We start from the raw sequence: 21070 nt of genomic DNA, 5'->3' as shown, positions 1-21070 counted from the left end.
GCATTTGATACATAATATATCCAGTATCCATGCGCCACCCCATACGTGACATCGGATCGGCCGCACGTATCGCGAAAGGACACGACATGCCGGGCTTGTACTTCGAGGAACTCGAACCCGGGTTGGTCATCGATCACCCCACCCGCCGGACGGTCACCGAGGCCGACAACACCCTGTTCAGTGTCATGACCCTGAACCTGGCGCCGCTGCACCTGGACGCGGAGTACTCGAAGAAATCGATCTACGGTCAGCGCCTGGTGAACAGCCTGTTCATCCTGGGCCTGGTCTCGGGCATCACCGTCCCGGAGACCACCCAGGGCACCACCCTGGGCAACCTGGGCTTCGAGCAGATCAAGTTCCCCAAGCCGGTCTTCCACGGCGACACCATCCACGTGCAGACCAAGATCGAGGCTCGCCGGGAGTCCAAGAGCCGCGACGACTCCGGCATCGTGACCTTCCGCCACCTGGGCATCAACCAGCGCGACGAGATCGTCTGCGACGCCGTGCGCGTCGGCCTGATGCTCAAGCGCCCGGCCGAGCAGGCCTGAGAGGGAGTCCACCATGACCGAGGACCAGCCGGCCTGGGTGCCAGGTGACGGGGACCGCGAACGCAGCCGCCTGCTGGCGGCGATGCGCTCGTGGGGCCTCGACACCGATGCCGCCGCGATCACCGAACTCAACCGGCGTGCCATCGCCGACCCCGAATGGTTCTGGCGGGCGGTGGTATCGGACCTCGATGTCGAGTTCACCACGCCGTTCGAGCGGGTGCTCGACGAGTCCGGCGGCACGCCGTTCCCCCGGTGGTTCCCGGGCGGACGCGTCAACGTCGCGCAGCTGACCGCGCACCGGCACGCGCGCGGGCCCGCCGCGGACCGGCTCGCGGTGGTCTACGAAGGCGACGAAGGCGCGCGCCGCACCTTGACCTTCGGCGAACTGGACACCGAGGTGCGCCGATTCGCGGCGAACCTGGCCGCCCGTGGCGTGCGCCGCGGCGACCGGGTGCTGCTGTTCATGCCGGTGGTGCCAGAGGCGGCCGTGGCGTTCCTGGCCATCGCCATGCTCGGCGCGATCTCCGTGCCCACCTTCAGCGGCTACGCTCCCGACGCGCTGGCCACCCGCCTGCAGGACTCCGAGGCCGTGGCCGTGGTGACCGCCGACGGCACCACCCGGCGCGGAAAGACCGTGCCGCTCAAGGCCACCCTCGACGAGGCCTTGGCCGCCGCGCCTGCGGTGCGTTCCGTGGTGGTCGTGCGGCATCTGGGTTCGGACGTGCCGATGCGGGCCGGACGCGATGTCTACTACGACGAACTCGACCCGGCGCCCGCGCCGGTGGAGACCGCGCCCACCGAGGCGAACGATGCGCTGACCGTCGTCTACACCTCCGGCACCACCGGCCGCCCGAAGGGCATCGTGCACTCGCACGGCGGTTTCGCGGTGAAGACGGCGGTGGACTTCGGCTACGGCTTCGACGTGCACGCCGGGGACGTGGTCTCCTGGATCACCGATCTGGGCTGGCTGGTCGGGCCCATGCTGATGACCGGCCCGCTGCAGCTGGGCGCCACGATCGTCATGATCGAGGGCCTTCCGGTGCACCCCACGCCGAATCGCATGTGGGAGATCATCGATCGCAACGGGGTCACCGTCGCAGGCATCGCGCCCACCGCGGCGCGGGCGCTCAAGGCCGCGGGCGAACCGGTCACCCAGTCGCTGGAAACGTTGCGCGCCTTCGTCTCCACCGGCGAAGCCTGGGACGAGCCGACCTGGTGGTGGCTGTTCGAGGAGATCGGCGGGAAGAAGACGCCGATCGTCAACTACAGCGGTGGCACCGAGGTCGGCGGCGGCCTGCTCATCGGCTACCCGTTCCTGCCCGCCGCGGCAGCCGCGTTCAACGGCGCCCTGCCCGGCGTGGACGCCGCGGTGTTCGGCGAGGACGGCGCACCGGTGACCGGCGAGATCGGGGAACTGGTGGTGCGCAACACCTTCCCTGGCATGACGCACGCCTTCTGGCAGGACCGCGAGCGCTACCTCGACACCTATTGGAATCGTTGGGACGGCGTCTGGGTGCACGGCGATCTCGCGAGCGTCGACGAGGCGGGCATGTGGCGCATCCACGGCCGGTCCGACGACACGCTCAAACTGTCCGGACGCCGGGTCGGTCCCGCCGAGATCGAGACGGCGCTGCTGCGTGACAACCGGATCGCCGAGGTCGCCGTCATCGGCGTGCCCGACGAGCAGCGCGGCCAGCGCGCGGTCGCTTTCGCGGTGCTGCGCGCCGCCGGCGAGGCACCCGCCGACCTGCAGGAGACCGCCACCGCCAACGCGGGCCGCTCGTTCTCCCCGGCGGTGCACGTCGTCAGCACGCTGCCGAAGACCAAGAACGGCAAGATCATGCGCCGCGCCATCCGCGCGCGCTTCCTCGGGGCGCCCATCGGCGACATGTCCGCCCTCGATCCCACCACCCCCCTCGACGCGATCCCCGTGTCCGTGGGCGACGAACAGGAGTAGTCCATGACGACCACCCCCGACACCGACGACAAGGTCGAGGTCGTCCGCCAGGCCACCCGCGAGCTGGCCCGCAAGTTCGACAACGACTACTGGCTCGACAAAGACCGCAAGCACGAATACCCCTGGGACTTCGTCAAAGCCTTCGCCGCGGGCGGCTGGCTGGGCGCGATGATCCCGGAGGAGTACGGCGGCATCGGCCTCGGCCTCGAGGAAGCCGCGGTCATGATGGCCGAGATCTCGGCCTCCGGCGCCGGCATGAGCGGCGGCTCGGCCATTCACTTCTATGTCTTCCCACCCGCCCCGGTCGTGAAGTACGGCTCGGAGCAGATGAAGCGGGAATACCTGCCCAAGCTCGCCTCCGGCGAACTGCTCATGGCCTTCGGCGTAACCGAACCCACCGCCGGCGTGGACACCTCGCGCATCAAGACCAAGGCGACCAAGGTCGACGGCGGCTGGATCGTCAACGGGCAGAAAGTGTTCATCACCAACGCCCAGAACGCGCAGAAGATCCTGCTGCTGGCCCGCACCTCGCCGCGGCGCGAGGACAAGCCGCTGTGGGGCATGTCGCTGTTCCTGGCCGACATGGACCGCTCCAAGATCACCGTCCGCGAGATCGACAAGCTCGGGCGCGCCGCCATCGACACCAACGAGCTGTTCATCGACAATCTGGAAGTGTCCGACGACCGCCTCGTCGGTGAGGTCGACAAGGGCTTCTACTACCTGCTCGACGGGCTGAACCCCGAGCGCATCGTGGTCGGCATGGAGGGCATCGGCCTCGGCCGCGCCGCCCTCGAGATCGGCAGCGAATACGCCAAGAGCCGGGTCGTGTTCGACCGGCCGATCGGCCGGAACCAGGCCGTGGCGCATCCGCTGGCCGACTCCTGGATCCGCTTGGAGGCGGCCGAGGGAATGGCGTTGCGGGCGGCGAAACTCTTCGACGCGGGCCTGCCGTGCGGCCCCGAGGCCGCCGCGGCCAAGTACCTGGGCGCCGAGGCCGGGTTCGAGGCCTGTGACCGGGCGTTCTCCACCCTGGGCGGGTACGCCTACGCCAAGGAGTATCACATCGAGCGGCTGTGGCGGGAGGTGCGCCTGCTGCGTAACGCCCCGTTCTCCCAGGAGATGGTGCGCAACTACATCTCCCAGCAGGTTCTGGGCCTGCCCCGGTCGTACTAAGAGGAGCCGAACCGATGACGGGACCACTGGCGGGAGTGCGGGTCGTCGTGCTGGCGGGCATGGGCCCGGTGCCCTATGTGTCGATGCTGCTGGCCGACATGGGCGCCGACGTCGTGCGCGTCGTGCGGCCGCCGCACCGCTCCGCGCGGGCACTGAGCCAGACCGACGGTCTCACCGAGCAGACCGACGTCGTCAACCGCGGCGTCGGCTCGGTGGCCGTCGATCTCAAGGATCCGCAGGGACGCGAAGCCGTGCTGCGCCTCGCTTCTTCGGCCGACGTGTTCGTCGAGGGCTACCGCCCCGGCGTCACCGAACGGCTCGGGCTCGGCCCGGACGACGCGCTGGCCCGCAACCCCCGCCTGGTCTACGTCCGGCTCACCGGCTACGGCCAGACCGGGCCGCGCGCTCAGGACGCCGGACACGACATCAACTATGTCGCCCAGTCCGGCGCCCTGCACGCGCTCGCCTCCGCCGGTGGCGCACCGCGGCCGCCGATCAACCTGCTCGGCGACTACGCCGGTGGTGGGGCGATCGGCGCGTTCGGGATCGCCTGCGCGCTGGTCGAGGCCACGCGCACGGGCCGGGGACAGGTGATCGACGCGGCGATGGTGGACGGTGTGGCGGTACTGACGGCCAAACTGCAGGGGCTGCGGGCGGCCGGGCTGTACTCCGATGAACCGGGCACCAACTTCCTGGACTCCGGAGCGCCGTTCTACGACACCTACTTGTGCGCCGACGGCCGCTACCTGGCCGTCGGCGCCCTCGAACCGGATTTCTACGCCGAGTTCGTCAGCCGTCTGGGTGTCGACAGCGCCGACTGGCCCGAGCAGGACGATCGCGCGCAGTGGCCGCGGCTGCGTGCGCTCATCGCCGAGGCGGTGGCCCGGCGCACCCGCGACGAGTGGGCGCGGATCTACCGGGGCACCGACGCCTGCGTCTCACCGGTGCTCACCTTCGACGAAGCCGCCGCCGACCCGCACAACGTGGAACGTGGTGTGTACACCCGGATTTCGGGAGTCCTGCACCCCGCGCCCGCGCCGCGGTTCAGCGGGACGCCGGCCCGCACGCCCACTGTTCCCCCCGCCGGTCCGGACGACATCGCCGACATCCACGCCCGGTGGGAGACCGCCGCCACTCGCACCGACGCCGTGTCGGTCGGAGAATGAGAGGACAACAGTGACCGGTTACGAGGAATTCTCGGCGCTCCGGGTCGACCGCCCGGCGGAGGGCGTGCTGCGCATCGTGCTCGACGGACCGAACCTGAACGCGGTGGGCGCCGAAGCGCATCGACACCTGGCCGACATCTGGCCGGTCGTCGCGCTCGACGAATCCGTGCGCGCGGTGTTGATCCGCGGCGCGGGTGACCGGGCATTCTCCGCGGGCGGCAGCTTCGACCTGATCGACGACATGATCGGCGACTACGCCTCCCGCACCCGCGTCATGCGCGAAGCACGCGACCTGGTGCGCAACATCATCGAGGTGCCCCAGCCGATCATCTCCGCCATCAACGGCCCCGCGGTCGGCGCGGGTCTGGTGGCCGCGCTGCTGGCCGACATCTCGATCGCGGGCCGCAAGGCCAAGATCGTCGACGGGCACGTGCGCCTCGGTGTCGCCGCCGGTGATCACGCTGCCATCTGCTGGCCGCTGCTGACCTCCATGGCCAAGGCCAAGTACCACCTGCTCACCAACGAAGTGCTCACCGGAGAGGAAGCCGAGCGCATCGGCATGGTGTCGCTGTGCGTGGACGACGATCAGGTGCAGGACAAGGCTTTCGAGGTCGCGCAGAAGCTCGCCGCGGGGTCGCGCGCCGGTCTGCAGGGCACCAAGATGGCCCTCAACGGCTGGTACCGCCAGGCCATGCCGATCTTCGACGCGTCGCTGGGCCTGGAGTTCTACAACTTCGCCGGCCCCGATGTGATCGAGGGCGTCACCTCCCACCGGGAGAAGCGGGAGCCGAAGTTCTCATGAGCACTCCCCGCGCGCACGGCCCACTGGCCGGTGTCACGGTGATCGGCCTCGAACAGGCCATCGCCGCCCCGCTGTGCACCCGCCACCTCGCCGACCTCGGCGCCCGCGTGATCAAGGTCGAACAGCCCGGCTACGGCGATTCGACCCGGCACTACGACACCGTCGTCGGCGGTCTGTCGGCGCATTTCACCTGGCTCAACCACGGCAAGGAATCCGCGGCCCTCGACCTGCGCGCTCCCGCCGACCTGGCCGTGCTGGAGAGCATGCTCGGCGTGGCCGACGTGCTGGTCAGCAATCTGGGACCGGGCGCGCTGGACCGCCTCGGACTCGGCGTGGACGAGTTGACCGCACGTTTCCCGCGCCTGATCGTGGTCGACATCTCCGGTTACGGTCGCGGCGGTCCCCTCGACCACAAGCGCGCCTACGACCTGCTGATCCAGGCCGAAGCGGGGTCGTGCTCGATCACCGGCACCCCGGGCCACCCCGCCAAACCGGGAATTCCGGTGGCCGATATCGGCACCGCGCTCTACGCGTATTCGGCGATCCTGGCCGCGCTCTACGACCGCGAGCACACCGGCCGTGGCTCGGTGGTGCCGGTCGCGATGCTCGACGTGGTCTCGGAGATGATGGGCTTCGCGCTCAACCAGGTGCTGCACGCGGGCACCGAACCGGTGCCGGTCGGCATGGGCTCGCCGATGATCGCCCCCTACGGCGCCTACGCGACCGCCGACGGGCAGACCGCCGTGCTCGGTACCACCAGCGATCGCGAATGGCTGCGCCTCACCGATCTCATGGGTAACCCGGAACTCGCCACCGACCCGCGCTACGCGCACAACGACGACCGGGTCCGGCATCGCGACGAGCTGGACGCGATCGTCGGGCGGTGGTGCGCCCAGCGCACGCTCGCCGAGATCCAATCCGCGGCCGACGCCGCCGGGATCGGCAACGCGCGCCTCAACGGGGTGCGCGAGCTCGCCGATCATCCTCAGCTGCGCGAACGCGGCCGCTGGCGTGAGGTCGGAACCCCGTCCGGCCCGGTGCCCGCGCTGCTGCCGCCGGGCCTGGCCCGGGACTGGCCCGCTGTGCACGGCGCCGTCCCCGCTCTCGGCGCGCACACCGAGGCGCTGCGGGCCGAATTCGCGCCTGTCGCGGGCACTTCCGCCGTCGCGCGCCCATGACGCGCGAACTGAACCGAACCGAAAGAAGTGGTGACCGACGATGAGTCTCACAGCCGATGAACAGCAGATGGTCGACCTGGTCGCCGAATTCGTGGACCAGCGGGTGTCCGGGCGCGTCCGGGAGTTCGACGAGAACGACATCTATCCCGAGGAATTCATCGAGGAGATGAAAAAGCTGGGCTTCTTCGGCCTGCTCGCCCCCGCCGACTACGGCGGCGTCGACGTGAGCACCGCCTGTTTCGCCCGCGTCACCGAGGAACTCGCCCGCGGCTGGATGAGCCTGGCAGGCGCCATCGGCGGCCACTCGGTGATCACCTACCTCATCAAGACCTTCGGCACCCAGGAGCAGAAGGACCGCTACCTGCCGAAGATGGCCGAGGGCGCCATCCGCGCCACCATGGCGCTGACCGAACCCGGTGGCGGCTCGGACCTGCAGGCCATGCGCACCACCGCCACCCGCGACGGGGAATCCTGGTCGATCACCGGATCCAAGACCTGGATCTCCAATGCCGCACACTCGGGCCTGATCGGGCTGCTGTGCGTCACCGACCGCGGCGCGAAGCCCGCGCACAAGGGCATGAGTGTGGTCCTGGTGGAACCAGGACCGGGACTGACCGTCTCGAAGAAGCTGCCCAAGCTCGGCTACCGCGGCGTCGAAGCGTGCGAGCTGGTGTTCGAAGGGCGCCGGGTCGGTGACGACGCGATCCTCGGCGGTGTGCCGAACCAGGGCTGGGCGCACATGATGCGCGGCCTCGAGGTCGGCCGCATCCAGGTCGCTTCCCGCGCGCTGGGCGTCGGGCAGGCCGCCTTGGACGCCGCCGTGCGCTACGCCCAGGAACGGCAGTCCTTCGGCAAGCCGATCTGGAAACATCAGTCGATCGGCAACCTGCTGGCCGACATGGCCACCAAGCAGCGTGCCGCCCGCCTGCTCACCCTCGATGCCGCCGAGAAGCTCGACCGTGGCGAACGCGCCGACATGGAGGCGGGCATGGCCAAGCTCTATGCCTCCGAGACCGCCATGCAGATCGCTCTGGACGCCATCCGTGTGCACGGCGGCTACGGCTACTCCAAGGAGTACGACGTCGAGCGTTACTTCCGGGACGCGCCGCTGATGATCGTCGGTGAGGGCACCAACGAGATCCAGCGCAATGTCATCGCCGCACAGTTGATCGCCCGCAACGCGATCTGACCCGAATCGGAGTTTCCGACAATGACTTCCAGTCTCCGCCGTGCCGCGTTGGTCGCACCGTCCCGCACCGCGGTCGGCACCTTCGGTGGCGCGCTTCGTGACGTCCCGGTCGAGGATCTGGGCGCCACCGTGGTGAACGCCGTCGTCGAACGGTCCGGAGTCGACCCCGAACGCATCGATGACGTGGTGTTCGCCCAGTCCTACGCCAGCTCGGAGGTGCCCTGTGTCGGCCGGTGGCTGGCACTGCACGCCGGTCTGCCGATCGGCGTGCCCGGCATGCAGCTCGACCGCCGCTGCGGTGGCGGCCTGCAAGCCCTGGTCACCTCGGCGATGATGGTGCAGACCGGCGCCGCCGACGTCGTGCTCGCGGGCGGCGTCGAATCGATGAGCCGCATCGAGTACTACTCGACCGCCACCCGCTGGGGCGCACGCGCGGGCACCGTGCAGCTGTTCGACCGGCTCGACCGGGGTCGTGAGCGGTCCCAGCCCGAAGGCCGGTTCGGCAGGATCTCCGGGATGATCGAGACCGCCGAGAACCTCGCCGAGGACTACAACCTGATGCGCGAGGAAGCCGACGCCTATGCCGCCCGCAGCCACCAGCGCGCCGCCGCGGCCTGGGCCGAGGGCCGTTTCACCGACGAGGTCGTGCCGGTGCGGGTCCCGCAGCGCAAGGGCGACCCGGTCGTCTTCGCCACCGACGAGGGCATCCGGGCCGATTCGACCCCGCAGTCGCTGGCGAAACTGCGCACCATCACCCCCGGCGGCACCGTGACCGCAGGCAACTCCAGCCAGCAGAACGACGCCGCGGCGGGCATGCTCGTGGTCGCCGAGGACCAGCTCGACGTGCTGGGCCTCGAACCGATCGGCTATCTGACCGGATGGGCGGCCGCCGGCTGCGACCCCTCCCGCATGGGCATCGGGCCGGTGCCCGCCGTGGCGAAACTGGCCGCGCGGCAGGGCTCCGACACCGTGTCACTGCTCGACACCATGGACCTGGTCGAGCTGAACGAGGCGTTCGCGGTCCAAGTGCTGGCGGTGCTGGAGGGCTGGGGCTGGCGTGAGCACGACAAGCTCAACGTCAACGGCTCCGGCATCTCCCTGGGACACCCGATCGGCGCCACGGGCGCCCGCATGGTGACCACCCTGCTGCACGAGCTGAAACGGCGTGGCGGCGGCCGTGGCCTGGCCACCATGTGCATCGGTGGCGGGCAGGGGCTCGCCGCCACCTTCGAGACTGCCTGAAAGACCCACTCGGGTAAGACGAGCCGGGCCCCGGTCGATCGAACAGGTCGGCCGGGGCCCGACTCCGTGGTAAGGCAGAGCTTTCGGAATCCGGACACAGCAACGGGCCGGGACGGACAGGATCGAAGTCCGACTCCCCCTCGGTACTTCGATCGCCGGTTCTCCGTCCCGGCCCGGCCGGGACGCCGTGTCCGGGATGACGGCAGACCCCGGATACGGCGCCGGTTCTAGGGGCGCAGCAGGGCTGCGAATTCGGCGACCGGCAGATCCGGGTCGCCCGCGGTGATCGACTTCAGCAGGGCCTCGCTGCGCTCGGTGCCCATGGCGACCGCGGTCAGATCACGGAACTTGGCGTCGAGGTCGTCGGCCGACATCGGGTTCTCGGCGGTGCCGAGGGGATTGTCGACGAAGACGTGCTCGCGGGAGCCGTCGTCGTAGGTGGCGGTGATGTCGGCGATCCAGCGGCCGGGATAGGCGGCGTCGAGCTCGGTGTCGACCTCGATGCTCACCCGGCGGGCCATCTCGGCCACCGCGCTGTCCGGACCCAGGTCCAGCGCACCGGACAGGTAGTCGTGGTGGACGCGGAAACCGTTGCCGTGCCCGGTGATCGCGAGCGCGAACTGGAACGGCAGGCTGTATTGCAGGTGCTCGATGATCCGCGGGGCGTAGGCGTTGGCGTTCTGGTTGCCGATGATCACATCGCCGCCGGACTGGATGCCGAGCCGGATGGCGGTCACCGCACCGGCTTTCGCCGCCAGCTGCCGGGCGCCGTCGATGTAGGCGTGGTTGATACCGCAGCAGCAGTAGGGCTTGATCCAGAGCCGGGTGATCTCGAACGGGGCGTCCGGCGCGAACAGCTGCGCGGCGTTCTCGGCCACCGGCCGCCCGACGTAGCTGCGGTAGAAGCCCTTCCGGCCGGTGAGGAAGGTGGTGGGACCGGTGATCCCGGCCGCCGCCATCTCCGCGGCGCGGATGCCGTTGCGGGTGCCGATGCCGGCGTGCAGGCGCTTGACCGAACCGCCCGAGGAGGTGTACTCGGTGGTGCCCGCGCTGTGGCTCATCGCGATCGACAAGGCGTGCACGGTTGTCTCGGCGTCGAATCCACGCATCTTGGCCACGACCGCGGCGGCGCCGAACGCCGACAGCAGCCCGTGCGGATGGAAACCGCGCTCCAGAAGTTCCGGCGCGGCCAGGATGCCGATGCGCGTGTAAACCTCGTAACCGGCCGCGATACCGGTGATCACCTCGCGCAGGGTCGCTCCCATTTCCTCGCCGACCGCCAGCGCGGCCGAGACAACCGTGCTGCCGGGATGACTGGAGCTGGAGCGGTGCGCGTCGTCGTATTCGAAGCCGTGCCCATAGGTGGCATTGACGAACGCGGCGTCGGCGGCGCTCATCGTGTGCGCGGAGCCGGTGACGTGCGCCGCGCCGGGCGCGTGCGAGGCCAGCGTCAGCTCGAGCACGGCCCGGCTCCACGGCAGTGCCGCGCAGCCGATCTGCACCGCCAGTTGGTCCTGCATCAGCCGCCGGGCTCCGTCGAGCGCCGCGGCGGGAATCGAGTCGTAGTCCAGCTCGGTGACCAGCCGGGCGACGGCGGACTCGAGCGGGGGAGTGGTCGACATGGGTAACCTTTCGCGTGGGATCAGCCGAGGGTGTCCAGCAGCGCCGGGGGCAGGCCGTAGGACTTCGGTTCCACGTAGGCGTCGAAGCCCTCCAAGCCGGCTTCACGGCCGATGCCGCTGTTCTTGAAACCGCCGATGGGGGCGAAGAATCCGGCCTGGGTGCCGTTGATTTCGACGGTTCCGGTCCGGATGCGGCGGGCTACCGACAGGGCGCGCGCCGGGTCGGCGGCGAACACCGATCCGTTGAGGCCGTAGGGCGAGTTGTTGGCGATGGCGATCGCTTCGTCCTCGGTGTCGAAGGTGTGCACCGTCAACACCGGGCCGAACACCTCCTCCTGGGCGATGCGGGCGTCGGGGTCGACATCGGCGAACACGGTCGGCTGTACATACCAGCCGCGTTCCAGGCCGTCGGGGCGCCCGCCGCCGACCAGGATCTCGGTGCCCTCGGCCTTCGCCGCGGCCACGAAATACTCGACACGTTCGCGCTGCGCGGCGCTGACCAGCGGGCCGATCTCGGTGGCCGGATCGAACGGATCACCCACCGGCATCGAGCCGACCATGTCGCGCAGCCGGTCGTAGAGATCGTCGCGCAGCGAGCGGGCGACCACGATGCGGGTCTTGTTGCTGCACACCTGTCCGCTGTTGCGCAGGGAAAGGGCTCGGATGACCGGCACCACGGCGTCCAGATCGGCGTCATCGAGCAGCACCGCGGCGGACTTGCCGCCCAGCTCCAGGGTCACCCGGCGCAGATCCTGCCCGCAGATCGCCGCGATTCGGCGGCCCGCCGCGGTGGACCCGGTGAAGGAGACCTTGTCCACGCCCGGATGCCGGACCAGGTGCTCGCTGACCTCGCGACCGGCCACCACCACGTTCAGCACGCCTTCGGGCAGACCGGCCTCGGCGAAGATCTCCGCCAGCAGGTAGGCCGACAGCGCGGTCTCCGGCGACGGCTTGAGGATCGCGGTGCAACCGGCCAGCAGCGCGGGCGCGAGCTTGATGATCGCGATCTGCAGCGGCGCGTTCCACGGAACGATCGCGGCGACCACGCCGACCGGCTCCCTGGTGACCAAGGCGTTGCCGGTCACGGAGCGACGGACATCGCTCCACGAGTACCGCGGGGCGAGCTCGAGGAAGGCGTCGAGCAGCATCCGCGTGCCCATCGACTGCATCCGCGTGGACAGGGTGATCGGGCACCCCATTTCGGCGCTGATGAGCCGGGCGACCTCGTCCTGGCGAGCGGCCAGTACCTCGCTCACCCGGGTGAGCACCGCGATGCGCTCACTCAGGTCCGAGCGCGGCCACGGACCGGAGTCGAAGGCGGTCCTGGCGGCGGCGACAGCGGCATCGATGTCGGCGGCCGAACCCTCGGCGACCCGGGCCAGCACCTCCTCGGTGGCCGGCGAGACCACAGCGAACCGGTCCTCGGTCGCGGGGGTCACCCACGCGCCGCCGATGAACACCTTGTCGTACTGCCCCTGCCGGACGTCCGTCGGCACAGTCATGGGTAGCTCCTCGCTCACGATCGCGGCGTTCCCGGTGCGTGTCGGCCCCGGCCGCCGGTGTCTCCGGGCCGCGGTGCAGAGTGCCCGTCGTGATCCCGGTCATACAAACTATATAATATTGAATCGCTGAGACCAAGATTTCGTTGCGCTCGGGCCGCTCGATGCCCTAGGCACGCCTACTGCCACGTGCCGATATCGGTCGCGCCGAGGTGGCCGGAGACAACTCCGGGTGCGGCGACAATATATAATATGAACAGGCTGACCACAGGAGGCAGGCAATGCAGCACAAGCCGCTCGATGGTATCCGGATCCTCGAGATCGGTGGATACATCTCCCTTCCCTTCGGCACGTCGATGCTGTGCGCACTCGGCGCCGAGGTCGTGAAGGTGGAGCGGCCGGTCGTGGGCGAGGACTTCCGCCGTCATCAGAACGACGGCAGTCCCTATTTCCGGCAGTACAACACAGGCAAGCGCAGCCTCGCCGTCGACCTCAAGCGCCCCGAGGGCGTGGCTCTGGTCAAGGCGCTGATACCGCGATTCGACGTGGTGCTGGAGAACATGCGGCCGGGCAAGCTCGCCGCCCTCGGTCTCGGCCCAGAGGTCTGCCGGGAGTTGCGGGAAGACCTGGTCTACGGGTCGGTCACCGGCTTCGGCGCCGGTGGCCCGCTGGCCGACCGGCCCGCCTACGACACCATCGGCATGGCCTTCGGCGGCATGTACTCGCTGTTCGGCGACGAGGGCCACCCGCAGCTGACCGGTGGCCTGAGCGCCGACCTGGTGACCGGCCTGACGACGACGGCGGGCGTGCTCGCCGCTCTGGTCGGCCGATTGCGGACCGGCGCGGGCCAGCACCTGGAGACCTCGATCATGGAGGCGGTGAGCGTCCTGACCGCCGACGGCATCACCCAGTCCTTCGAACTCGGCGCCGACCCGACCCGGGAGAGCAGGCACCCGCAGGCCCAGAACTTCTGTGTCCGCACCGCTTCGGGGGAATCCCTGGCCATCCACCTGTCGTCGTCGCAGAAGTTCTGGCACTCGTTGTGCCGGGCCATGGACCGTCTCGATCTCACCGAGGATCCGCGCTTCGCCGAATACCGCCCGCGCGAGGCGCACTACTTCGAACTGGTCAAGATCGTCGAGGCGGAGTTCGAGCGTCGCACCTTCGACGACTGGGAACGGGTGCTGACCGAACACGATGTGCCTTTCGCTCCGGTGCTGTCGATGAGCGGTTACGTCGGTCATGAGCAGACCCGCTGGTTGGGGATGGTGGAGCCGCAGGCCGACGCCCTGGCGTTGCTGCGCCCGCCGTGGCGGTTCGACGGCGAGCGTCCCGACCGTCCCGGCGTGGCGCCGCGCGTCGGCGCCGACACGCGATCGGTGGCAGGGGAAGTGCTCTCCGGTGATCAGATCGACGACCTCGTGGCAGGCGGCGTCCTGTTCATTGAGGACTGAGCCGTGGTGGACCGGTCGGCCGCACTGCTCAGTGTCCGGGCGTGACCACCAACTGTCACAGTGACAGCGCCGCCCCGGGTCCGGGGGATCCGGAACCGGGGCGGCGCTTTTCGCGTTTTGCGTGATCAATCCCCGAGCACGCCCGCACGGCGCAGCCGGTTCAGCTCGGCGGTATCCAGGCCCAGGACATCGGCGAACACTTGCTCGGTGTCCGCGCCCAAGGCCGAGGCGATGCCCACGGGTCCGTAGGCGCCGTCCTCGCGAATCGGGTTGTGCGCGGAGATGATCGGGCCGATACCGGGCTGGTCGACGGAGGCCAGCACCTCGGAACCGGTGCCGTCCTCGAAATCGGCGACTACGTCACTCATCCGCCGGTAACGGCTCCACAGCACCCCGGCCTCGGTGAGCGCGGCGGCGGCCGCAGCGACGGAACGCGCGCCGAACCACGGTCGCATGACCGCGGCGATCGTCTCCCGGTGGGTGTAGCGCTGGGCCTCGTCGGTGAAGTCCGCACCGAGGGACTCCTCCAACGCGGCAAGTACTTTCGTGGTCCCGGTCGCGGAACCCAGCGCGGCCCACTGGCGCGGGGTGAGCGCCACGATCATGACCCGTTCGGCGTCGGCGGTGACGAAGTCCGCACCGAAGGTGCCGTAGACGAAATTGCCGTGCCGCGGCCGGTCCCCGCGTTCGCGAACCTCGCTGAGCCAGCCCAGGTTCGCCACGCCCGCGAGGGCGACGTCGGCCAGCGCGATCCGCAGATCGGCGCCCGCACCGGTGCGCTCGCGCCGGTGCAGCGCGGCCAGCAGCGCGGTGGTGGCGGTCGTCCCCGCCAGGAAGTCCCAGGCGGGCAGCACATGATTGACCGGAGTGCGGGTATCGGCGGGGCCCGTCAGGTCGGTCACGCCGACCTCGGTGTTCACCGTGTAGTCCACTGCCGGGCCCCCGTCGGCCTGGCCGCCGATGTGCACCTTGATGACGTCGGGGCGGCGGGCGGCCAGCGCCTCGTAGGAGAACCACGGGCGGCCCACCGCGTTGTCGACGACCAGTCCCGCGTCCGCGCCCGGCGCGGTGGCCAGCGCCAGCACGAGTTCGCGGCCCTCGGGACTGCGCACGTCGAGCGCGACCGACTGCTTGCCTCGGTTGAGCGAGTTCCAGTACAGACTCTCGCCGGTGGCGCGCGCGACCGGCCAGCGCCGGTAGTCCGGGCCGCCGCCGAGCGGATCGATCCGGATGACCTGGGCGCCGAGCTGGGCCAGGGTCATGCCGGCCGAAGGGCCCGCCACGAAGCTGGCGAATTCGACGACCCGCAGGCCCGCCAGCGGCTGCTCGCTCATGCGCCTGCCCGCCGGGCGGCAGGAAGCGCGGGGGGCTCGATGGTGACTGGCTGCGGTGTCAAACGCTCACTCCTTCGGGCTTTCGCAGGAATATATATTATGCGCTAGTGGGTCCGGTCATCCGGCGTGGCGGCACCGGTCCCCGCCAGCCGCACGGCAGGCCGCAGGTGGCGATGACCTCGCGATGGATCGAGCCATCGGCGAAGTGGTGGGTGTAGAGGTGCGCCGAGGCGGGGTAGTCGCAGACCGCGCAGCGGCCGAAATAGTCGAGTATCTCGGTGACTTCGGTGTGGGGCTCGGGCACGATGGTCGCTTCCGGGACGAGCGGGCGGTGGCGCGGGGTGGGGGAAACAGCGGCTGGCGCCTCAGGCGGGGCGGTGTTCGGTGGTGTCGCGCGCGGGTGTCGCCGCCGACCAGGAACCCAGGATGCGCAGCTTCTCGTGCGAGGTGGTGCCCGGATCGGCCGACCACAGCACCAGCTGCTGGTCGGTGTCGCCGGTGTCGCGGAAGGTGTCCCAGTTCAGCGTGAGGTCGCCGACGGCGGGATGGTGCAGGGTCTTGGTGCCGAACTCCTGGCGCGCGACGTGCCGTGCCGCCCACCACTGCCGGAACTGTGAGTCGGCGATCGACAGCTCGCCCACCAGTGCGGTCAGCTGGGGATCGGTCGGATTGACGGCCGCGTCCATGCGCAGGATCGCGACACAGGTCCGCGCGACCGATTCCCAGTCCGCATAGAGCTCGCGCATGGCAGGGTCGGTGAAGACCATGTGCACGTAGTTCCGTTTGCGCGCGGGCATCTCGCCGAAATCGGTGATCAGCGCCGCGGCCAGGTCGTTCCACGCCAGGATGTCGAGATACCGGCCGAACACCAGGGCGGGGGTATCGGTGAGCTGATCGAGCAGCCGCTGTAGCTGCGGGCGCACCGGCTTGGCCTGCCGCCGGGCGGGCGCACGTCGTTCGGAACGGCGAGCCAGGCTCTCGACGTACTCACGCTGGTCGGGGTTCAGGCGCAGCGCGCGCACCAGCGCGTCGAGCACGGGCTCGGACGGGGCGAGCCGGCCCTGCTCGATCCGGGTGTAGTAGTCGTGGCTGATCGCGACCAGATCGGCGACCTCCTCGCGCCGCAGGCCGCTGACCCGGCGGGGGGTGGCGCTGTGCACCGACAGGCCGACGTCTTCGGGGGTGAGCTCGCCGCGGCGGGCCTTGAGGAAGCCGCCCAGCTCGCGGAGGTGAGGTGCCTTCTCCGTCATGTCACCACGCTATGCCCGGCGAGACGCCGCCGCCTGGGACAAAACCTTCCCAGGCTCCCGGTAGCGCCGATCTGCGCGTTCTCGACACCGACTCCAGCGCACTGTATAAAATATGTTGCTTCAGTCACAGCTCGGATCGCCGGACGAGGACGTCTCGGCGTCGAGACAGGGTGGTATCGCGTGCACACAGTTTCGCCTCAGGCCTCCGAGGAACGGGTCCGTCCGGACATCGCGTCGTCCTGGCGCCGGTCCCGGCTCAACGGATTACGGCGCGACGCGACGCCACGTCTGACGCCCGGGCCGGTCGCGACCGACAGTGGTCTGCTCCGGGCGGCGCGGCCGGTGCTCGGCCGCACACTGGGCGAGATCGAGGGCAGCCGGGTCGCCTTGGTGCTGGCCGATCACGCTGCCTGCATCCTCGAGGTCGACGGCGCGCTGCGCGCCGTGAGCCGCTCCATCGAAGCGGTGGGCATCGTGCCCGGGGTGCGGCTGAGCGAGGACCGGATCGGCACCAATGCCATGGGCACCCCGCTCGAGACGCGGCGCAGTCTGCTGGTGCGCGGCGAGGAGCATTTTCTGTCGGCCTTCCGCGCCTTCACCTGTTACGGGCACCCCATCGTCCATCCGGTGACCCGCCGGCTCGAAGGCGTCCTCGGCATCGGCGGAGAGTTCGACGAGGATCACCGCTTGTCGGCGCCTTTGGCCCGCCGCATCGTCCGCGACATCGAGGACCGCCTGCAGCAGGACTCGCCTCGGGTGCAGAGCCGGTTGATGAGCGCCTTCCGGGCGGCCGCGGGCCGCCGCGGCCGTTCGGTGGTGGTGGTCGGTGAGGGGTTGGTACTGGCGACCCCCTCGGCGCTGGATCTGCTGACACCGGCCGACCACGCCGCGGTGCGGGCCTGCGCGGAGAGTCTTCGTCCCGGCGCCGAGGAGTCCCACCGGCTCACCCTGGCCTCGGGCCGGGAGGTCGTGCTGACGTGCGCTCCCATCGAGGACACCCAGGGAGTGCTGGTCGACATCTGCGACGAACGCCGCGTGCGTCGCGGCGTCGCGGAACGGGTCGCGCACTGGCCCCTGCTGGTGGTGGGCGAATCCGGCACCGGGCGCACCACGGAGGCGCTCGGCGTGGCGGGCCCCGCCGCGACGGTGCTGGACGCGACCGAGATCGTCCTCGTCGGCGAGCAGGCCTGGGCGACGGAACTCGGTGCCGCGCTGGACATTCCGGGACCACCGGTGGTGGTCGAGAGCATCGAGCTGCTGTCCGCGCCGCTCACCGCGTTGCTGGCTCGTGCCCTGCGCCGGACGCCGCGTCAGGTCGCGCTGACCACCACACCCGGCGACCACCTCGACGAGGTGCACGCCGCGCTGTCCGCCTTGTGCACCGACCGGGTCGACCTGCTGCCCCTGCGGCGGCGCAGGCACGAGATCCCGCAGCTGGCCCAGCGCATGCTCGCCGAAGTCACCGGCCACAACCGGACCCGCTTCACCTCCGATACTCTGCGGATCCTGGCCGGGCAACCGTGGCGGGGCAATTTCACCGAGCTGTGCCGGGTGGTCGAGGCCGCCGCGGCGGCGCGCTCGGCCGGGGACATCATCCCCACCGACCTGCCCGCGTCGCACCGCTCGGCTCAGGTTCCCGGCTCGCCGTTCCTCGAAGCCGAACGGGAGATCATCGTCGCGGCCATCGAGGCGGCGGGTGGCAACAAACTGCAGGCCGCGCGGGCACTCGGGGTGAGCCGGTCGACCTTGTACAACCGCATGCGGGCGCTGCGCATCGCGTGAGGTGGGTCCCGGCCGGCGGGAATCCCGGCCGGGAAACCGCGGGCGCACGGTGTCGTGGCCGTGAGACGCCACCGGGTCCGCTCGCGATCGTGGCGAGCGGGCCCGGTGGCGGCTGGCAGTGTCTCAGCGGGCGGTATCCGGCGCCAGCAGCCGCATGACCGCCCCGAAGTCGTCGACGGAGTCGAGCGCGAACACCGACTCCACCACCTCGTCCATCCGCGACTCCGAGAGCACGCCCTGGGCGTTGACCCGGAATTTGGCGATCAGTTCGTCGTCGGTCATCCGGGTGGTCGGGTCCGGGGACGGGCTGCCCTTGGGGAAGCGGCGCTCGGCGGTGAACGTCGTGCCGCGCGCGTCGACCTCGACCTTGGTCGGCCGTGCCGAGGGATGCGCCGACAACTCGGCGAAGTAGTCCGGATGCGGGGCGAAGGTGACCTTGTCCATCAACCCGAGCACGGACTCGCTGAACACGAGTTCGGGGGCGTGCCAGGCCTTTCCCGGCACGACATGGTGCGCGCCGACGGCCAAGCCGTGGGCGACGTCGAACTGCGCGTCGTGCGGCTTCTCCACGATCCGGCTCTGCCACAGCGGGTGCATGACCGCCGCCTCCCCCCAGCAGCGGATCGCGTCGATCTCCTCCGGCTTCAGATCGTTGGTCTCGATGATCTCGGTGAGCGCGTGCAGCGGGGCGTGCAGGATGCGGCAGTGCGGGTAGGGCTTGTAGGACTGCTCGGCCAGGAAGCGCCATTCGGTGCCGAGGCCGTCGGTGATGTTGTCCGGTTCCCAGCGGCGGGTGCCGATGAAGCGGCGGAAGCCGACCTCGGCGTCGTCGAGAATCCGCAGGTCACCGCGATGGCCGAGGCCGGCCATGTGCACCGCGGTGAGCGAGGCCTGGGTCAGGGTGCCCGCGAGCAGATACTTGATGGTGGCGCTCGGGGCGTGCTCGATCCACGGACGCATCGAGTTCACCGGCGCGATCGCCGCCGCGATGCCCAGGGTGTTGGCGAGAGTCTCGGTGGACTGCCCGGCCAGCTTGCCCGCCGCGGCCGCGCCGCCGAAAACGGTGACGCTGTAGCCGATCACGGGGGACAGGTCCATCGAATCGTTCTGCACATCGCGCAAGTAATCCATCGCCTTGTAGAAGCGATAGGACATCTCGTGCGACAGTGCGACCGCGGCCAGCACCTCGCGGCCCGAGCTGGCGCGGCTCTCGCCCATGGCCATCGTGGTGGGCAGCACGTAAGGGGAGACGTGCCCCGGTGGCAGGACGGCGTCGAAGTCTAGGGCGTTGATCAGCTCACCGTTGGCGAAGGAGGCGCCGAAGATCGAGACGCGGTCGTCGGTGCCGATGATGGTGGCATCGCCCGTGGTGCCGCCGGTGAGCCTGCCGTACTCGATGCCGATGCGGCCCTTGGGTTCGTCGACCGCGCCCAGCGCGCAGCCCATCGCGTCCAGCAGCAGCCGCTTGGACTCCTGGACCGCCTCGGGCGGCAGGGTGTCGTAGTCGGCGCCGGTGGTGAAGCGGGCCAGCTGCTCGGCAATCGTTTCGGGCATGGGGGATTCCTCTCGCACTCACGGGCCACCGGCCGCGAACAGGGCCGGGAGGTTTTCGCATTATATATTATATCGATGGTAACGTCGGACGCCTCACCCGCTCGAGCCGTCATGGCAGGGATGTCGCGCGCAGCCAGCGAGCCACCGCCTCGGCGCGGTTGGCGACACCGAGTTTGCGCAGGATATGGGTGATGTGGGTCTTGACCGTCGCCTCGGTGATGGACAGGTCGCGGGCGATCTGCCGGTTGGCCCGGCCTGCGGCGAGCAGGTCCATCACCTCGGCTTCCCGATCGGAGAGTGCCGGCAGCCGGGTGGTGGCGGAGTTCGGGGGTGTATGGGCGCGGGTGAGCCGGTCCAGTCCCGAGCGTACGGCGGTGAGACCGTCGAGTAAGGCCGCCCCGGCCAAGGCGTGACCAAGTCCTTCGGCGAACACCGCCAGCATGGCCCGCGCGGTGGCATCCACTTCGCGTCGCTGGAAGTAGTAGTCGCCGTGCACGAGCCCGGCCACGCTGTCCCCGACCACGATCGGGGCGACGCCGTAGGAGCTGCACCGGGTGAACTCCACCAGCGGCCGCACGACTCGTGGATTGTGCTGGACATCGAAGACGAGTCCGGGCTCGGCCTTGCTGACGATGTCCGTCTCGACCAGGTGTCCGTCCAAGGTGGGACGGGATTCGCGTCCTGCGGCGAGTATCTCGTCGGCCCAGTGTGGATCGCGAGCCACGAACATGGTGTGCAGATGCCAGGTCGTGCCTTCGGTCGTCGAGACCAGGGCGCGGTCGAAGCCCATGGTGCCCACCGCCTCCGCCGCGCGCGCCAGGAGTTCGTCGGTGCCGCGAGCGCCACGCAGCGCCGCCACGGCTCTCGCGGCCGACCGCAGGTGGTGGGCGCTGTCGGCGCCGCGCAACGCGGCGAGTTCGGTCTCGGCCTCGCGGATGCGTGTCAGCAGCGCGGCCGCGGGGGCGATGTCGGTGCCGGTGGGCGCCTCGGTCACGAGGGTGAGGGTGTCGTCCCAGAGCCGGGCGAGCAGGTGACGGGCCGCTTCGGGGGAGGAGGCGTCGGAGGCGTCGATGGGCCGGTCCAGCAACTCGGCGGCGGCGGCCGTCAGCGCGGCCAGGCGCGCGGCGAGATCCGCCCCGCCCGCCCGGTCGCGGCTCGCAGTCGTCATCTCGATCACCGCGCAGCTCCCGTTCCTCTACCTCCGCTGATACAGAATATTCAATATTCGCCACCTGTGCTGTGAATCGCTCCAATTGGCCCGCCTGGTCGGCCGGGGCATCATGCCCAGGTCGGAGTGGGTACTCCGTTCGGTCTACTTCG

Annotated in this window: 17 protein-coding genes; 10 read left to right on the top strand and 7 right to left on the bottom strand. The window is 69.9% G+C overall.

What is annotated here, in order from left to right; translation table 11 throughout:
* Positions 1–86 precede the first annotated feature (86 nt).
* The 8 genes from NB3_RS31090 to NB3_RS31055 are packed head-to-tail and all read left to right on the top strand — an operon-like array spanning position 87 to position 9255.
* Complete coding sequence (locus tag NB3_RS31090) at positions 87–548, top strand: MaoC family dehydratase (RefSeq protein ID WP_067810351.1); 462 nt, start codon at positions 87–89, stop codon at positions 546–548.
* A 13-nt stretch (positions 549–561) separates the two neighbouring features.
* On the top strand, positions 562–2505 hold the full coding sequence (locus NB3_RS31085) for an AMP-binding protein (RefSeq protein ID WP_067810349.1): 1944 nt from the start codon (positions 562–564) through the stop codon (positions 2503–2505).
* Positions 2506–2508: 3 nt separating this feature from the next.
* Positions 2509–3678 (top strand): acyl-CoA dehydrogenase family protein, encoded by a 1170-nt coding sequence (locus NB3_RS31080; RefSeq protein WP_067810348.1) that lies wholly within the window; start codon positions 2509–2511, stop codon positions 3676–3678.
* 14 nt (positions 3679–3692) lie between these two features.
* Positions 3693–4844, top strand: coding sequence for a CaiB/BaiF CoA transferase family protein (locus tag NB3_RS31075; RefSeq protein WP_067810347.1), 1152 nt, complete (start codon positions 3693–3695; stop codon positions 4842–4844).
* A gap of 10 nt (positions 4845–4854) precedes the next feature.
* Positions 4855–5646 (top strand): enoyl-CoA hydratase/isomerase family protein, encoded by a 792-nt coding sequence (locus NB3_RS31070; RefSeq protein ID WP_067810345.1) that lies wholly within the window; start codon positions 4855–4857, stop codon positions 5644–5646.
* A complete protein-coding gene (locus tag NB3_RS31065) occupies positions 5643–6824 on the top strand; it encodes a CaiB/BaiF CoA transferase family protein (protein ID WP_067810343.1) in 1182 nt (393 codons plus the stop codon). The genes NB3_RS31070 and NB3_RS31065 overlap by 4 nt, the downstream gene beginning before the upstream one ends.
* Positions 6825–6864: 40 nt before the next feature.
* Positions 6865–8013: an acyl-CoA dehydrogenase family protein gene (locus tag NB3_RS31060; protein ID WP_067810336.1), complete on the top strand. Its 1149-nt coding sequence runs from the start codon at positions 6865–6867 to the stop codon at positions 8011–8013.
* Positions 8014–8034: 21 nt separating this feature from the next.
* Positions 8035–9255, top strand: a complete 1221-nt coding sequence (locus NB3_RS31055; protein ID WP_067810334.1) for an acetyl-CoA C-acetyltransferase — start codon at positions 8035–8037, stop codon at positions 9253–9255.
* Positions 9256–9482: 227 nt separating this feature from the next.
* On the opposite strand, the gene NB3_RS31050 is transcribed toward NB3_RS31055, so the two are convergent.
* Positions 9483–10877, bottom strand: coding sequence for an MmgE/PrpD family protein (locus NB3_RS31050; protein WP_067810332.1), 1395 nt, complete (start codon positions 10875–10877; stop codon positions 9483–9485).
* Between the two features lie 20 nt (positions 10878–10897).
* Positions 10898–12379 carry an aldehyde dehydrogenase gene (locus tag NB3_RS31045; RefSeq protein ID WP_067810329.1) on the bottom strand — a complete coding sequence of 494 codons (1482 nt, stop codon included), beginning with the start codon at positions 12377–12379 and terminating at the stop codon, positions 10898–10900.
* A 278-nt stretch (positions 12380–12657) separates the two neighbouring features.
* Between NB3_RS31045 and NB3_RS31040 the strand changes: the two genes are divergently transcribed.
* Positions 12658–13830, top strand: coding sequence for a CaiB/BaiF CoA transferase family protein (locus tag NB3_RS31040; protein WP_067810327.1), 1173 nt, complete (start codon positions 12658–12660; stop codon positions 13828–13830).
* Between the two features lie 125 nt (positions 13831–13955).
* Here NB3_RS31040 and NB3_RS31035 read toward each other — a convergent pair whose 3' ends face one another.
* The 3 genes from NB3_RS31035 to NB3_RS31025 all read right to left on the bottom strand — a co-directional run bounded on the left by NB3_RS31035 (position 13956) and on the right by NB3_RS31025 (position 16414).
* Positions 13956–15164: a CoA transferase gene (locus NB3_RS31035; protein WP_067810325.1), complete on the bottom strand. Its 1209-nt coding sequence runs from the start codon at positions 15162–15164 to the stop codon at positions 13956–13958.
* Positions 15165–15261: 97 nt separating this feature from the next.
* The gene (locus tag NB3_RS31030) at positions 15262–15468 is read right to left on the bottom strand and encodes a hypothetical protein (protein WP_067810323.1); all 207 of its coding nucleotides are present in this window, start codon (positions 15466–15468) and stop codon (positions 15262–15264) included.
* Between the two features lie 61 nt (positions 15469–15529).
* A complete protein-coding gene (locus NB3_RS31025) occupies positions 15530–16414 on the bottom strand; it encodes a helix-turn-helix domain-containing protein (RefSeq protein WP_067810321.1) in 885 nt (294 codons plus the stop codon).
* A 180-nt stretch (positions 16415–16594) separates the two neighbouring features.
* Here NB3_RS31025 and NB3_RS31020 point away from each other — a divergent pair, with 180 nt between their 5' ends.
* On the top strand, positions 16595–18196 hold the full coding sequence (locus tag NB3_RS31020; protein ID WP_067810319.1) for a sigma-54-dependent Fis family transcriptional regulator: 1602 nt from the start codon (positions 16595–16597) through the stop codon (positions 18194–18196).
* A gap of 123 nt (positions 18197–18319) precedes the next feature.
* On the opposite strand, the gene NB3_RS31015 is transcribed toward NB3_RS31020, so the two are convergent.
* On the bottom strand, positions 18320–19750 hold the full coding sequence (locus tag NB3_RS31015; protein ID WP_067810317.1) for an MmgE/PrpD family protein: 1431 nt from the start codon (positions 19748–19750) through the stop codon (positions 18320–18322).
* A gap of 109 nt (positions 19751–19859) precedes the next feature.
* Positions 19860–20918, bottom strand: a complete 1059-nt coding sequence (locus NB3_RS31010; RefSeq protein WP_067810316.1) for a helix-turn-helix domain-containing protein — start codon at positions 20916–20918, stop codon at positions 19860–19862.
* Positions 20919–21070 lie beyond the last annotated feature (152 nt).

Source organism: Nocardia beijingensis NBRC 16342 (assembly GCF_001612785.1).
Taxonomy (GTDB): Bacteria; Actinomycetota; Actinomycetes; order Mycobacteriales; family Mycobacteriaceae; genus Nocardia; species Nocardia beijingensis.
Note: the sequence above shows the minus strand (reverse complement) of the source record. Positions and strands in the feature narration are given on the sequence as shown.